Origin of the sequence: Acetobacter okinawensis, from assembly GCF_002153655.1 — a bacterium.
Taxonomy (GTDB): Bacteria; Pseudomonadota; Alphaproteobacteria; order Acetobacterales; family Acetobacteraceae; genus Acetobacter; species Acetobacter okinawensis_A.
In genome coordinates, this window is record NZ_JOPJ01000027.1 from 1 (window position 1) to 14,070 (window position 14,070).

Genomic DNA, 14,070 nt, shown 5'->3' on the forward strand with positions numbered 1-14,070 from the left:
CCTTTTTGAGCAGGGACGCCGATGTCCGGTGTGCCTTGAGATGTGTTGCATCGATCATCAGACGCTTCGAACGGCCAGCCTGTTCTGTCAGGGCGACAAAGATCCTGTCAAAAACACCCAGGCGGCTCCACCGGATAAAGCGGTTGTATAAAGTCTTGTGTGGACCATACGCTTTCGGAGCATCTTTCCACTGAAGGCCGTTGCGGATGACATAAACGATCCCGCTCAGAACACGCCGGTCATCCACGCGTGGCACTCCGTGCGCCAGAGGAAAAAACGGCTCAATCCGCTCCATCTGGCGCTCAGACAGCAAAAATACCTCACTCACAGCCCTCCCCCTCCATCGGTAAGCCTGTGAATCACAACTCCTCGCTCAGTTCAATAAATTAATAGGTCCTGAGCCTAGCGATTTTATGGTAGGGACGGTCTGATATCAGGGTTTTTCTGAGACTGCCGCTTTCACCTGTCATCCATGTATGGATTTGGTCAGGCGGCAGTTGTCGGAAGGTGCGTTTTTGAGCCGTGACCCCACAACATAGACGCAGGCGCAGACAAAAGTGATGATGCTTCCTGCTTCCATGGCCAGTGTGAATGAGCCGGTGTGCTGGATGATAAAACCTGTCAGTAAAGGTGAGAGTGCTCCTCCGAGCGATCCACCGACATTCTGGATGGCTTCCATGGTGGCAATAGAGTCTTCAGCAACAACGATTGTGCCGAGTGTCCAGCTTCCCGTCATGGCAATACCGGTGGCGAACAGGGCTATTGCCATACTGACCAAGGACAGGAATGTAGTTGGGCACAATGGTACCACGGCTGTTGCCATGGCGGCAATCAGCAGACTGATGATGAGAGGCTGATAGCATGCGTGTGAGGGCGTATAACCAGTTTTTCCAAGGAATTTGATAATAACACCGCCACTGAGACTGCCAAAAAAACCTGCCAGTTGTGGAATGGAGGAAAGAAAACCAGCCTGTGCAGCATTCAGGTGCCGGACAGTCTGGAAGTATGTTGGCAACCATGCGGAATAAAGCCATTGCAGATAAATAATACTGGCACAACCGATAGCCAGTACCCAGCTGACACGCTGAGCAAGAAGAAAGGTCAGTTCCTGTCTGGCGGTTTGTTTGGGCTTGGCAACGGGCTCATATTTTGGTGCGGGGGGCTTTTGGTAGAAAATACCCCATGCCAGACCGAGAACAATACAAAGCCCACCCAGAGTGCAAAACATGGAGCGCCAACCAAACTGGTGCGCAATAAGGCCGAGCAACGCTGGGGCGAGCACTTGCCCCAGAGAAGAAGATGCATTGAAAAGACCAATAGGGACAGCGCGCTCTGCATTGTTGTACCAAGCGGTTATGATTTTGGTCCCGACCAGAAACAGCGGTGCTTCACCTAATGCCAGCAGGCCACGCGCCCCGACCAGCATGCCAGCACTGCTTGCCCAAGCTGTAAGAAGCTGCGCTACGCCCCAGACGACAAGGCAGCCTGTCAGCAGAGTGCGCGCTTTTATGCGGTCGGCCGCCAGTCCCGCAGGGATCTGACAGACCATGTAAATGGTCGCAAAGGATGATAAAACAAGCCCCAGGGATGTGTAGGAAAGCCCGAATTCCTTTGCGATGTCAGTATTGACGATGGCCAGAGCTGTTCTGTCCATGTAGCTGACACATCCCGCTATAATCAGAAAAAACAGGACAATGTGCCGTGCCCATCCGTGTTTTTTTTGTACGGTTTTACCTGTTGTAATGGACATGCACACCTTACGGATGACAGGGGTTTAAAAACGATCACTATGTGTAAAAAGCAGCCTGAGTTAGAGGTTCGGGTGGGTCTATAAGCTTGGCATGGCGGAAAGAACCTGTTGCAGCCAGTTGGATATTTCATGCGGTTGCACACTCGCTTTGCGGATGAGCCCATCAAAATGGGTCTGCATTTGCAAAACAGTGTTCTGATCATTGAAGACAATGTACTGACTACCTGCGTAAATTGCCGCACGCAGGCTGCCAAAAATCGTATACGGCACAGAATGGTAAAGGCGCTCATCAAACAGAAATATGCGTAGTGAGGGATAGAGTTCTGCCACGCGTGTTATCATATGTTCGATCTGGGCCCGTCGCATGGCCAGTGATAATCCATTCCATGGAAATGTGCCTTCGCTCAGGCTGAGAATAGCCTGCGTTGGCAGGCATATTTCCATATCGGAGCTTGTTCTGCGGTTATAGCCAAGGTTGCTGGTAATGTTCTGGATTGTCGTCTGGTCGTAATGGCGGGCTCCCAGTTCCCACGCCACGACATCCTGAAGGCAAAGGATGTCGGGTAAATGGTGGGGTATATAACGTATTTTTAGTTCACGTGCCTCATCATGCCATTGTGTCAGCAGTGGAATATTATAATATTCCGAGTTCTCCGCCATTTCCGTACGACCGGAGTGGCTTGGAGCAGCTGTTTCCGCAATGCCCAGCAGCCAGTCAACCGAAACGCCATACTGCAACGCAATGCGTGCAAGAGTGTCGGCGCGTGGCAGGCGTACTGCATCAGTTGTCAGCAATTGGCTCAGTGCTGAGCGGTCAATGCCAATACCTTCTGCAAATGCCGAGCGACTTTTGCCAGACGCCTGAATAAGGGACAGCACGCGCTGCTGGAAGGTGACGGATATCAGACGTTTATCCATGCCAATTAAACCATTTTAAATCGTATATAACGTGACATTTGTAAACATATTTTACATAACACTCATTGAAAAGATATTTTTTGCGTAAGAATATGTATTTTATGGAACGCAAGATAAATACACATGAAAATATGTGCAATTCGGGCTGGCAGGCTTTTGTTCTGGCATCTGTGCCAGAATGGCCAACATGGCTTGCTATTGTGTTCTGTTACGGCAGTTGGTGGTCCTTGGGGTATTGGCTTTACCCCGTGGCGCCATGGGTTGCATTGGTTGGGCTGGCGATTGTTGTCGCATTCCATTCGTCTTTGCAGCATGAGGCCATTCATAGGCACCCAACCCCATCAGCTCTATGCAATGAGCTGCTGCTCGGGTTGCCGCTGGGGCTGGCATACCCTTACCGGCGCTACCGCGAAACCCATTTGCAGCATCATGATGATGACCATCTGACAGACCCTCATGCTGACCCCGAAAGCTATTATTGGGACAGAAATGACTGGGTAAGGCTGGGGCATGCCTATCGGTTTTTGCTCCGTATCAACCAGACTCTTCTGGGGCGTCTGCTGCTTGGGCCGTTATTGGGGAGTGTGCGGTTTTTTATCACGGATATGCGCCGCATTGCTGCGGGCAACCGGGATGTGGCGCTCGCATGGGTTATTCATGCTGTGTCAATTCTGATCGTTGCGATCATTGTTACGCGTGGCTTCCATATGCCGTTCTGGCTTTACGCTCTTGGCCCCGCATACATGGGCACATCTCTTATTGGTATGCGCTCCTATTGTGAGCATCGGTGGCATGACGCAGCAGGTGGAAGAACCATTATTGTAGAGGGCTCACTGCTTTCTTTTTTATTCCTCTTTAACAACCTGCACAGTGTTCATCATCGTTACCCTGGTCAGCCGTGGTTTCGGATGCGCAAGCTCTATTATGCAGACCGGACTGCATGGCTGACTTTGAACCATGGTTATGTTTTTAAGGGGTATCGCGCAATTCTTCGGCAGTATCTGCTGCATGCCAAAGAACCGCTGCTACACCCCGTGCAACAAACAGCTGGGGAAAAACAACAGTCATGATGTTTGTTGCCAGTATGCCAATGTATGACCAGCCGCAGGAGCGTGGTGCGCTGGATGCGACATGGATTCAGTTGCGCGATGCTTTGCGCCATAACGGCGTGCCTGCACCGGATGCACTTGTCCGCCGCAATGCCGACCTTCCGCCCGTGCCGGGAGGGATACGGGATGCTGCGGGGAGCCTGATTGCACCAGACCCCGCCTCCTTACCCCCGGACGAACTGGACCTTTCGGTTTTGTGGCGGCATCCGGCCTTGTTGTTTGGAGAAACATGCTGGGGACCATTGCAGCATGGGCTGGACGAATTTGTGCATGTTGTTGCGCAGAACAGCTACGAAGGGCTGACAGGTGGGCAGGGGTATTTTTATCGCAGCGCCCTTGTGGTCGCGCGCGAGCACCACACGACGTGTGATGCCTTGCCGACGTCTTCCTTCAAAAGTGTTCAGGCCATGACCGGGCGGCACTTTGTGTTTAATGATTCTGTGTCGCAGTCCGGTTATCTGTCTGTTGTTCGCGATTTGCAGGGGCAGGGTGCTGCTCTGGATGTCTGTTCCAGAACAACTGTGACGGGGAGTCACCTTGCCTCCATCTTGCATGTGGCTAACGGGGAAGCAGATATTGCTGCCATTGATTGCCGGACATGGGCCATGTTCCGCCGGGCAGACCCGGTAACGGCTGAGCGTCTGCGGGTTATAGGCTGGACAATGCCGTCTATGGGCCTGCCCTTTGTTTGCTCACGCCATGTGCAGAGCGCGCTCCGCCAAACGGTTGCTACGGTAGCGCAGGCAATCATGCTGCCCATTCGGTATGATTATTATGTGTAGCGTTTGTGCGCCCTGAACTGTGGCCCGCGGCCATGCTTTATCGGGCATGCGGTATGCTTTCTTTGATTTTTTATTATCAATGAAAAGCGTAGTTTGGTTTAATAACCAAGAATTAAGTGTTGTTAAATAAATAACACAAAAAACGAGTGATACTGGTATGTATGGCGCATGCCGCCACAACCGCCATCTCTTACACGTAAGTACGTCGCTGGAACCGAGGCAGGTATGGAAGTATCGACCCTGATCTATTTTGTAAGCCTCGTTCGTAATCATTCCGTACATGATGCGGCTATGGAGTTGAACGTCAGCCCAACAACCATAAACCATGCCGTCTATGCGCTGGAGCAGAGTGCCGGAGTACCCTTGTTGCTGCGGAATGCTCATGGCCGGGAGGCTGTACCCGTAACGACAGCCTATGGCGAAAGTTTTCATCGCACATCTGTTCTTTTTCTCCAGTCATGCCTGAGCCTTATCTCTCCTGCTGAAAGGGGAGGAGAGGTCAGTGCGCAGTTAAGCGAACAGGACCTGCATACAATAAGGCAGTCGGGCATAACCTTTAGAATGATCTCGTATTTTCTGCGTGTGTGTGATGCGGGCAGTATTTCCGCTGCTGCAAAAGGGCTTGCGGTTACCCAGCCTGCGCTGTCGCGCCAGATTGGCAAGTTTGAGACTGTTCTGGGTTTTCAGCTTTTTGAGCGAACGCATACGGGCATGCAACTGACTGCTGCTGCGCGGCCACTCAAGGACATATGCCAGACTATGGCGCTTCTTTTTGATCGTCTGAGACGGAGCCTTAGCCTTGGGTATTCCCGTGCGGTAAAAGACCTTAAATTTGCAGCAATGATTCCATCCAGCAGTAAAAGTGCTTTGGCCTCCCTGCTGGCCGGGCTTATTCCGCTCTGGCACAACCGGGCTTATCAGCCGTCCCTGAGCATTACAACCATTGTGGTGCCAGCCATTGTTGCGGGCCTGCTTGATAAAACCTACGATGTTGGCCTGGCAGATGTTATTGATGTGCCTGCGACATTGGATTTTCTGGATTTTGAAACATCCCCGATTTTTCTAGTGTTTGGAAAAACAGATCAGAAACTGTCCCTAGATGATCACCCAGAAAGCATTATAGCTGCGAGCACTATGGCGTTGCCAAGCCTTGGTACCGGCATGCGTTCTCTGACAGATGCGTATCTGGAGAGTGCAGCCGTGCGCCCACGCGCCGTGCTGGAAACACAGTCCATGTCTCTTATGCTCCGGCTTGTGGAAGACAACATCTGCTGCGCCATTCTGCCAGCAGGGGCGTTTGAATACCACAATGTTTTTTCCAAACAGTTGCCAAGGCGATTTGCGCGTACAACCCGCCTGCTATGGCGGCGCGACTATCGCAATATGGATGTTATTGGCCGCCTGACATCGGCATTGCAGGAAGTCCGCTCGGGTTCGCGATGTTGTTAAGAGTGCATGCCGTCCATTGAATTCCGGAACTCATCTATGCCCACGAAAGAAAAAGACTATGGTAAAGACACGTATTTTTTTAACGGTATCAACCCTCCTGAGCGGTATTGGCTATCCGTTGTTCGTCTATGCTCAAAATGATACGGCGCCTGCGGTTATTAAAAGTGACCCGGAAAAGCAAGCTGCAAAAAAAGACGGGAAAAAGAAAAATGCCGCAGACAATGTAGAATCCATTGCCGTTTTTGGGCATGGGTCTACCCGGCAAACCATGTCCATAAGCCGTGCCAGCATGCAGCAGAGTGTTCCCGGAACATCTGCGCTTAAAGTGCTGAACGAACTGCCGGGCGTTTTATACCAGTCCGCAGACCCCTTTGGTGTGTATGAATATTCCAGCCAGATATTCATGCGTGGCTTCAGCCAGTCCCAGCTTGGGTTTACACTGGACGATGTGCCTCTGGGTGATCAGCAGTTCAATAACTACAATGGGCTTGGCGTCACGCGCGCTATTATTTCGGACAATATTGGCAGTGTGAATGTCTCTCAGGGAGCAGGGGGGATTGATGTTGCCTCAACGAGTAATCTGGGTGGCGCGGTGGAAATCCATTCCATGGACCCGTCACACAAACGCGGGGGTGCTGTATCCCAGACATTTGGGAGCAATGCGACATTCCGGACCTATGCGCGGTTGGATAGTGGAGATCTTAACGAATCTGGCACGCGTTTTTCCGTTTCCTATGCCCGTCTGAACGGGGATTTGTGGAAAGGGCATGGTTACGATCACTCCGATCAGGTCAACGCCAAACTCGTTCAGCCTCTGGCGCGGGAGTCATCGCTCAAGGTCTTTTTTGACTGGAGTTCGACCCAGCAGTTTGACTATCAGGACATGACCAAAAACTGGCTTTCTACCGCAGGGTCAAACCTGTCCAATTATTATCCTGATTATACTGCGGCCTATCAGGCAGCGCAGGGGACCTACCCTGCGCAGATCAGCAAGACAAACGACCCCAAGGATGCTGCCTATTATGCCGGGACAGCCAACAGGGTGGATTATCTGGGCGGGATTACGCTGGATGAAAACCTGACGTCAAACCTGAACTGGAAAACCACCCTTTATGGGCATGCGGATACAGGGTACAGCACATGGACAACACCCTACAAAGCCTCGCCCAACGGAGCACCTTTGTCGCAGCGGGTGCAGCAGCCACAGGTTGCGCGTGGTGGGTTTGAAAGTGCTGTAACATGGAAAGTCGCACGGCATACGCTGAATGCGGGTGTGTGGTACGAATACGGAAACTTTGAAACCGGCCGTTATTTTTCGCAAGCACCGCTTCTGGGGCAGGGGACACTTGGCAACCCCACAAACGGTTTTCCGGGGGACAAGATCTTCGCAACCGCGTGGCATGAAGCGTTTTCGTCCAACACATTTGTTTTTCACATGCAAGATACTTACCGTGTGACAGATACGCTCAAAATCAATGCCGGTTTTAAATCCATGATTGTCAATGCGGGTAACAGCGTTCTGGCGCAGGACCAGACAATTAACGGTAAACCCATTGCCCAAGGACACCTTGAGGCATCCAATGCCTTTTTGCCCCAGATTTCGGCTAACTGGCGTTTTCTGCCACATCATGAGCTGTTTTTTGATGTGTCACACAATATGCGTTCTTTCCCGGAGGACGGGTTTGCCACCAATATTTCGGCAAGTCCGTGGACAGCCTCTCAGGCATCGTTTCAGGAAACCAAGAAAAACCTGAAGCCAGAGACAGACTGGGTTTATGAGGGCGGGTATCGCTTCAGTTCACAGTATATCAGTGCGCTTGCGTCGCTTTACCGGATCAATTTTTCCAACCGTTTACAGCTGATTTCCAGCTCGCGCGGTATCGACCCGGTTACCGCAGTGCAGAATGTTGGTGGCGTTACAACCAACGGAGCCGAGGCCAGCATTACGCTACGGCCCGTGCATGGGCTATCAATCTATAATTCGTTTTCGTATGCCCACTCGACTTACGACCAGAATGTTGTCACCTCCAATGGTTTGCAGGCAATCCGTGGCAAGCTGGTCCCCAATTATCCGCAGTTCATGTACAAAGCCAATATTGCCTACCAGTTGGGTGACCTTAACCTGCATGTAGACGGGTCCTATATTTCGCGGCGGGAACTGACGTACACAAATGACCTGCATGTGCCGGGATATTTTTTGATGAATTTTGGCGCACGGTATAATTTTGGTGATGCAGGGCCGTTTAAAGGCATCAATGCCAGCTTCAATATCTATAATCTGGCGAACAAGACGTATATTGCGACCACCAATGAGCTTGGGAATAATTTTGCCAACACAGGCTATAATTACTTCCTTATGGGAGCACCCAGGCAGTTCTTTGGCACAATTAGCACGGCGTTCTAATGGCAGAGTATTCTGACAGCCCGAGTGTTCTTCTGGTACCCGGCCAAACAGCTATTGCTGATATCGAGCGTATTGCGCTGGCCGGGCACAAGGTTCTGCTATCACCTCAGGCACTGGCGCATATCGCGTCAGGTCATGCCTGCCTGTTGCGGCATATTGCTGCGGGTACAACGATTTATGGTGTAAGTACCGGGCTTGGCGCCAATGTGGACATAGCGCGCCAGCCAAGCACGGCGCATGCACAGCAGAACGCTGTAATCTGGGCTCGTGCAAGTGGCACAGGACCTGCTGCGACTGATGCACAGGTCCGTGCCATGGTGGCTGTAAGGCTGGCGCGGCTGGCACTGGGGCGCTCGGGTATGTCTCCTGCCGCGGCAATGGCGCTGGTTGATATGCTTAATAACCACATTACGCCAGTTGTCCCGCTTGTTGGTGCTTTGAGTGAAGGAGACTTGGCGCCAATGGCCCATATTGCCAGTATTCTTACAGGCAAGGGCCATGCCAGTGTAGCAGGGAGGGCTTCGGTCTCGGGGGCTGAGGCGTTTGCGCAGGCAGGGCTGTCGTTGCCTGCTCTGGGCCCCAAAGACGGGCTTGCCCTTATCTCCTCTAATTCTGCGTCTATTGGGCTGGCCTGCCTTAACCTTGGCAGTATCCGCAGGTTCATGCGCGCGCATATTGCTGCGTTTGCTTTGTCGTGCGAGGGGTTTTGCGCAAACCTCTCTCCTTTTCAGCCGCAGAGTGTGCAGTTGCGCCCCGCTGCAGGGCAGGCGGAAGTCAGTCATGCCCTCCTTGGTTTGCTGGATGGGGGGACATTGCATCAGAGCGGACATGCGCGCCGGTTGCAGGACCCGATCAGCTTCCGGAGTGCGGCATCCATCGCAGGGGGTGCACTAAAAAGTCTGCAACAGGTGCAGCGTGCCGTTGAGCTCGAACTCTCTTCCAGCGATGACAACCCGGCCGTTGTGGCGGAAACAGACAGCATTATCCCGAACGGGAACTTTGACCCGACGCATGTTGCAGTTACGGTTGATGCCCTGCATCTGGCCCTTGCAAAAATGGCGGCTGCAACAGGTGAGCGGGTTATCAAAATGATGTCTCCTTCAGTGTCTGGTCTGCCACGCTTTCTGGCTGAAGCAGAGGGAGATGGAACAGGCTTTGCCCCCGTGCAAAAAACGGTTGCAGCACTGGTGGCAGAGATTGTGCATGATGCAACGCCCCTGCCGCCCGTGGTTATACCTGTGGCTGAGCGGGTGGAGGATTATGCCTCTCTGCTCTTTCCTGCCCTATGTCGTGGGCAGCGCCTGATTGCGCGCATGTATGAATTGACTGCCATAGAAATCATAGTGGCAGCGCGGGCCATTGCCCTGCGCCCACCTGTGCGTCTGGGGCGTGGCACGCAGGCGTTAATAGACAGGCTGGCCCCCTTATGCCCCCGGTTGCCGCTGGAGCAGCCGGTGGCGGATAACATCGCTCTTCTTACACAGGCCATAGAACGCCCGGATTTTTTGGCAGATTTCAGAATTCTGGCTGATGATGCCTAGGGAGTTCTGCTTCCTGCTTGTGCAGCATGGCAAAAAGTTTTTCAGGAAAATAAAAACATGACCGATGTCCAGATCAACTATCTTAATGGTGCAGATGTTGCCCGTCTCGCCCTCACGGACCATGAGATTATGGAGGCTGTGTCTGGCGCTCTTGCCGCGCAGTCTCATGGGCAAACGGTGGTTGAACCACGTGTGCATCTTGTGCCCGAGAGTTCGGATAAAGGTCATTTTAATGTCCTGCGTGGCGTTATTCAGCCACTTGGTCTGGCAGGTGTTAAAATTGTTGGTGATTTTGTAGATAATTACAAACAGAACCTGCCGTCCGAGATGGCGGTGCTCAATCTGTTTGACCCCGTGACCGGTATGCCCAAAGCCATTATTGACGCAACACGGATTACAGACATGCGCACAGGCGCGATGACCGCACTGGGCGCGCGTTTTCTGGCTCCCAGAAATAGCCGCATACTTGGCCATATTGGCACGCGTGGAACTGCTTACTGGAATATCAGACTCCTTGATCATCTCTTTGATTTTGAGGAAATCCGCGTGCATTCCCGCAGGGCAGAAAGTCGGCAGGCTTTTGCCCAGCGTCTGGAGCAGGATCTGGGTAAAAAGGTGACCGTTACAACAACATGGGAGGCTTGTCTGGACGGGGCGGATATTCTGGTCGAGGCCAGTCGGCTGCCAGAGCCAGCACCACTCCTGAAAACCGAATGGGTTCGCAAAGGTGCATTGATTATTCCCTACGGCACTATGAGCGCGCTGGAACTCAGCCTAACAGATGTGGTCGATAAAGTCGTGGTGGATGACTGGGGGCAGTGTGGTCCGGGCCGTCCCTATGGTGCTTTGCGTCAGCACGTGGATCAGGGAAAGATCACGCGTGAAACTCTTTACGCAGAATTGTGTGATATTGTCGGGGGGAAGTTACCAGGGCGGGAAAATGATGACGAGACCATTCTGTTCTGGCACCGCGGGTTGAGTATTACCGATATTGCACTGGGTGCCGCTCTGTTGAGCAAGGCAGACAGACTTGGTGTTGGCCAGAAGCTACAGTTTTAAAAAACGCAGCACGCGCACAAACAACAGTTTGGTCATCGTTTGCCCAGCAGGTTGGGTTGCCGCCATGCGGGGTTGAAAAAACAAGTGTGGTTGGTCCTTGTTTGTTGATTGGGCGCGCGCTGTGCCCGCATGCTTTTGTAGGGAGTAGAGAGTGTGCGCAACCAATGATTGAAAAATTCGTTTTACAATCATTCAGGTCAACTACAGGAATATCCAATGCCTCTACTTCATTTCCATGTCATCAAAGGGCGCAAGCCAGAAGCACTCCGTAAGTTGCTGGATACAGCGCATGACGCCATGCTTGAGGCTTTCAAGGTGCCTGCGCGTGATCGTTACCAGATTGTCTCTGAGCATGATCCTGCACATATGGTGATAGAAGATACAGGGCTTGGCATTCCCCGGACAGATCAGGTCGTGCTGTTGCAGATCACCTCCCGCCCACGCTCCAAGGAGCAGATAACCGCATTTTACAAACTTCTGGCTGAACGTTTGCAGGAGCATTGCGGTCTGGCGCCGTCCGACCTTGTCGTGTCTATCGTGCAGAATTCGGATGAACACTGGAGTTTTGGGCTGGGCCGTGCCCAGTTTGTTACGGGCGAATTGTAAGGTTCTGCTGTCGGGTGGGGTATCGGAACAGCTCTCATGTATCTGTCAGAGACAGATATGGTCAGGGATTATCCCACCCGGCACGGAAGGCGGGGCTTATGGCAAGCTGTGTTTCAATGCTGCTCATGTGGCGATGGGCATCAAAACAGCCAAGTGCGAACTCCACCGTGCCATCGCACTGTTTTGCATGCTGGCCCGCCACGGCATTTAGCCAGTAAAGAGCACCTTTACGCCGCTCCGCGTGCTGCCCACTCAGCCAACGGTTCCATTGCGTGCGTGCAAGCTGGCCTGCTTTGTAGGGAGCGCTCCCCTCGTCCGCAGTAGGGGAGGCGGTGAGTTGCGGCAGGTCAGGTGTCTCTGGTGGTGGCGGAGACCCTGCAAGAATACGCAAACTCAGCGTGAGCGTTATAAAGGCTACAAGGCTGACAAGCGTGCTACGGATAATGCGTGTTTCGCGCTGTAGGGCGGTTTGTGGTGCGTTGATTGCTGCCAGTGCCTTACTGGCTTTTTTTTCGCAACGAGCGGAGCAGTAAGGGGCATGGGCCTTGTCGTGTATGTCCCGTTCGCACCATGCGCAGTGTATGTTCATCCATGTCCCCGGCAGTATGCGCCGCTTGTCCGCAGGAATTGCTCGCGTGTTCGCTATAGAGCAGGGGGTAGCCTGTTGGCTAGCCCTTTAACAGGCCCTACAGACCCTGCCTTGGTGGCAGGGCATAAAAGGCAGCATGCTGCGGGTTTGGATTTAGTCTTGCAGGCGGTCCAGAACATTCTGGCGCAGGGTCTGCTGGCGCTGGACTTCTTCTTCACGCAGTTTGCGTTTGCGTGCGCGTTCTTGCGCCATATTCATGCCCAGATGGGCTTCTCCCCTTTGTGCAGCCAGTTGTGTCTGGCGTTCACGCTCGGCATGGCGCGCGCGGTTGACTGCATTTTGCGTGCCGTGGCAGTGGGGGCAACTGACGCCTGCCTCGTATTGGGGAGACGCCTTGTCCTCAGCAGACAGGGGGGCGCGGCAGGCGTGGCATAGTTCCAAATTGCCGGGTTTGAGGCCATGACCTACCGTAACACGCTGGTCGAAGACAAAGCATTCACCACGCCACAGACTTTCCTCCTGTGGAATGGTTTCCAGATATTTCAGAATACCGCCTTCAAGGTGGTAAACATCATCCAACCCTTCGGCTTTGGCAAAAGCTGTTGATTTTTCACAACGTATGCCGCCGGTGCAGAACATGGCCACACGGGGTGTGCGCCCCTGTGCCAGCAGGTGGTCGCGTTGCTGGCGGAACCAGTCGGGGAATTCGCGGAAGGTTTTTATTTTCGGGTCCACAGCCCCTTCAAACGTACCAACGGCAACTTCGTAATCATTGCGGGTGTCGATCAGAATAGTATCGGGGTGCTGGAGCAGGGCGTTCCAGTCCTTGGGGGCAACATAGGTGCCAACAATATGGTTGGGGTTTGTGCCTTCCACCCCCATGGTGACAATTTCTTTTTTCAGGCGGACCTTCATGCGCAGGAATGGCATGGAAGGCGCGCGGGAAAACTTGACAACAATGCCCGCACAACCGGGAAGCTGGCGTATGTGGGCCAGTACGGCCTGTATACCTGCATCCGTGCCTGCAATAGTGCCGTTAATGCCTTCTCCCGCCAGCAGAAGAATACCTTTAACGCCGTTTTCGTCACATGTGGCCAGCAATGGCGCGCGCAGGTCGGAGGGATTTTCAAAACCGGTAAAACGGTAAAGAGCGGCCACACAGATAGGCATATCGGCGGGGGTGTCAGCAGTATGCGGGGCAGCAGAACGGGCAGTCACGGTATATTCCTTGCAAGGATGAAGGCGGTCCGGGCTCTGCCAGTGCACTGTGCTGATAAAATGCAGCAAACCGCCTGACAGGCAGGCCCCTGCTTTAGCTGGCGAACTCCCTTCCCGACAAGTATTTTCAAGTATTTTTCGCGACGTTTTTTACGACTTTGGTGCGGGTGGATTGGCGGTAGAAAGCGATTTTTTTTCGTATTTCAGGTAAATAAAGTGTAATCTTTCATAATATGGCACGACTCAACATATAACGGATGCGGAATGATGTTGACAGGCTTCAAACCCTGTCCTTATTCTGAAAATGGAACGAGTGATTCAATCCATTCAATATGCACCGCTTTTAACGGCAACAGTCAGGTTTGTAAGGAAAGGGCAGGAACACAGAGCAATCTGTTATCTTTTTATTCCATTCTGGAATGAAATAAATACAGATTTGGTGTTTGGCAAACATTGGTTGATCCGGGTTTTGTAAGGTTCTGGAAGGATACGTGTTTATGAAAAAGATACCCTGTTTTCCTGCTTTTTTGTTTTTTGAACGTAATCCTGCTCGGGCAAGCTCCCTGTTTCCTGCGGGTTTTTAAGATAGCGAGAGGCAGAAGATGCTTGTGGCTGGTTATGATAAAGAAGAACTGACATGACAAA

The 14,070-nt window shown here is 52.6% G+C and carries 12 protein-coding genes; 7 read left to right on the top strand and 5 right to left on the bottom strand.

Annotated elements, in window-relative coordinates:
* The 3 genes from HK26_RS10465 to HK26_RS10475 all read right to left on the bottom strand — a co-directional run.
* A partial coding sequence (locus HK26_RS10465) for a transposase (protein ID WP_143296342.1) occupies positions 1-328 on the bottom strand: 328 nt, incomplete at its 3' end.
* A gap of 138 nt (positions 329-466) precedes the next feature.
* Complete coding sequence (locus HK26_RS10470; RefSeq protein WP_086639732.1) at positions 467-1,750, bottom strand: MFS transporter; 1,284 nt, start codon at positions 1,748-1,750, stop codon at positions 467-469.
* Positions 1,751-1,828: 78 nt separating this feature from the next.
* Positions 1,829-2,668 carry a helix-turn-helix domain-containing protein gene (locus HK26_RS10475; RefSeq protein ID WP_086639733.1) on the bottom strand — a complete coding sequence of 280 codons (840 nt, stop codon included), beginning with the start codon at positions 2,666-2,668 and terminating at the stop codon, positions 1,829-1,831.
* Between the two features lie 101 nt (positions 2,669-2,769).
* Between HK26_RS10475 and HK26_RS10480 the strand changes: the two genes are divergently transcribed.
* From HK26_RS10480 to HK26_RS10510, 7 genes are all read left to right on the top strand, one after another.
* Complete coding sequence (locus HK26_RS10480) at positions 2,770-3,738, top strand: fatty acid desaturase (protein ID WP_257640974.1); 969 nt, start codon at positions 2,770-2,772, stop codon at positions 3,736-3,738.
* Entirely contained in the window at positions 3,735-4,559 is an 825-nt protein-coding gene (locus tag HK26_RS10485; protein ID WP_086639734.1) for a phosphate/phosphite/phosphonate ABC transporter substrate-binding protein, read from the top strand. The genes HK26_RS10480 and HK26_RS10485 overlap by 4 nt, the downstream gene beginning before the upstream one ends.
* Before the next feature lie 225 nt (positions 4,560-4,784).
* Complete coding sequence (locus HK26_RS10490) at positions 4,785-6,008, top strand: LysR family transcriptional regulator (RefSeq protein ID WP_180539505.1); 1,224 nt, start codon at positions 4,785-4,787, stop codon at positions 6,006-6,008.
* A 58-nt stretch (positions 6,009-6,066) separates the two neighbouring features.
* Complete coding sequence (locus HK26_RS10495; protein WP_086639736.1) at positions 6,067-8,412, top strand: TonB-dependent receptor; 2,346 nt, start codon at positions 6,067-6,069, stop codon at positions 8,410-8,412.
* Positions 8,412-9,953, top strand: coding sequence for an aromatic amino acid ammonia-lyase (locus HK26_RS10500; protein ID WP_086639737.1), 1,542 nt, complete (start codon positions 8,412-8,414; stop codon positions 9,951-9,953). The genes HK26_RS10495 and HK26_RS10500 overlap by 1 nt, the downstream gene beginning before the upstream one ends.
* Positions 9,954-10,010: 57 nt before the next feature.
* Positions 10,011-11,012 carry an ornithine cyclodeaminase family protein gene (locus HK26_RS10505; protein ID WP_086639738.1) on the top strand — a complete coding sequence of 334 codons (1,002 nt, stop codon included), beginning with the start codon at positions 10,011-10,013 and terminating at the stop codon, positions 11,010-11,012.
* Positions 11,013-11,228: 216 nt separating this feature from the next.
* Complete coding sequence (locus tag HK26_RS10510; RefSeq protein ID WP_025828728.1) at positions 11,229-11,618, top strand: tautomerase family protein; 390 nt, start codon at positions 11,229-11,231, stop codon at positions 11,616-11,618.
* 61 nt (positions 11,619-11,679) lie between these two features.
* On the opposite strand, the gene HK26_RS10515 is transcribed toward HK26_RS10510, so the two are convergent.
* Both HK26_RS10515 and trhO read right to left on the bottom strand, forming a co-directional pair.
* The gene (locus HK26_RS10515) at positions 11,680-12,207 is read right to left on the bottom strand and encodes a hypothetical protein (RefSeq protein ID WP_086639739.1); all 528 of its coding nucleotides are present in this window, start codon (positions 12,205-12,207) and stop codon (positions 11,680-11,682) included.
* Positions 12,208-12,360: 153 nt separating this feature from the next.
* Positions 12,361-13,377: an oxygen-dependent tRNA uridine(34) hydroxylase TrhO gene (gene trhO / locus HK26_RS10520; RefSeq protein ID WP_086639741.1), complete on the bottom strand. Its 1,017-nt coding sequence runs from the start codon at positions 13,375-13,377 to the stop codon at positions 12,361-12,363.
* Positions 13,378-14,070 lie beyond the last annotated feature (693 nt).

Bases quoted from the DNA above. Each gene is read 5' to 3' on its own strand.
- HK26_RS10500 (WP_086639737.1), top strand. From the start codon at position 8,412: ATGGCAGAGTATTCTGACAGCCCGAGTGTTCTTCTGGTACCCGGCCAA.
- trhO (WP_086639741.1), bottom strand. From the start codon at position 13,377: ATGCCTATCTGTGTGGCCGCTCTTTACCGTTTTACCGGTTTTGAAAAT.
- HK26_RS10480 (WP_257640974.1), top strand. From the start codon at position 2,770: ATGGAACGCAAGATAAATACACATGAAAATATGTGCAATTCGGGCTGG.
- HK26_RS10515 (WP_086639739.1), bottom strand. From the start codon at position 12,207: ATGAACATACACTGCGCATGGTGCGAACGGGACATACACGACAAGGCC.
- HK26_RS10470 (WP_086639732.1), bottom strand. From the start codon at position 1,750: ATGTCCATTACAACAGGTAAAACCGTACAAAAAAAACACGGATGGGCA.
- HK26_RS10505 (WP_086639738.1), top strand. From the start codon at position 10,011: ATGACCGATGTCCAGATCAACTATCTTAATGGTGCAGATGTTGCCCGT.
- HK26_RS10510 (WP_025828728.1), top strand. From the start codon at position 11,229: ATGCCTCTACTTCATTTCCATGTCATCAAAGGGCGCAAGCCAGAAGCA.
- HK26_RS10485 (WP_086639734.1), top strand. From the start codon at position 3,735: ATGATGTTTGTTGCCAGTATGCCAATGTATGACCAGCCGCAGGAGCGT.
- HK26_RS10475 (WP_086639733.1), bottom strand. From the start codon at position 2,668: ATGGATAAACGTCTGATATCCGTCACCTTCCAGCAGCGCGTGCTGTCC.
- HK26_RS10490 (WP_180539505.1), top strand. From the start codon at position 4,785: ATGGAAGTATCGACCCTGATCTATTTTGTAAGCCTCGTTCGTAATCAT.
- HK26_RS10495 (WP_086639736.1), top strand. From the start codon at position 6,067: ATGGTAAAGACACGTATTTTTTTAACGGTATCAACCCTCCTGAGCGGT.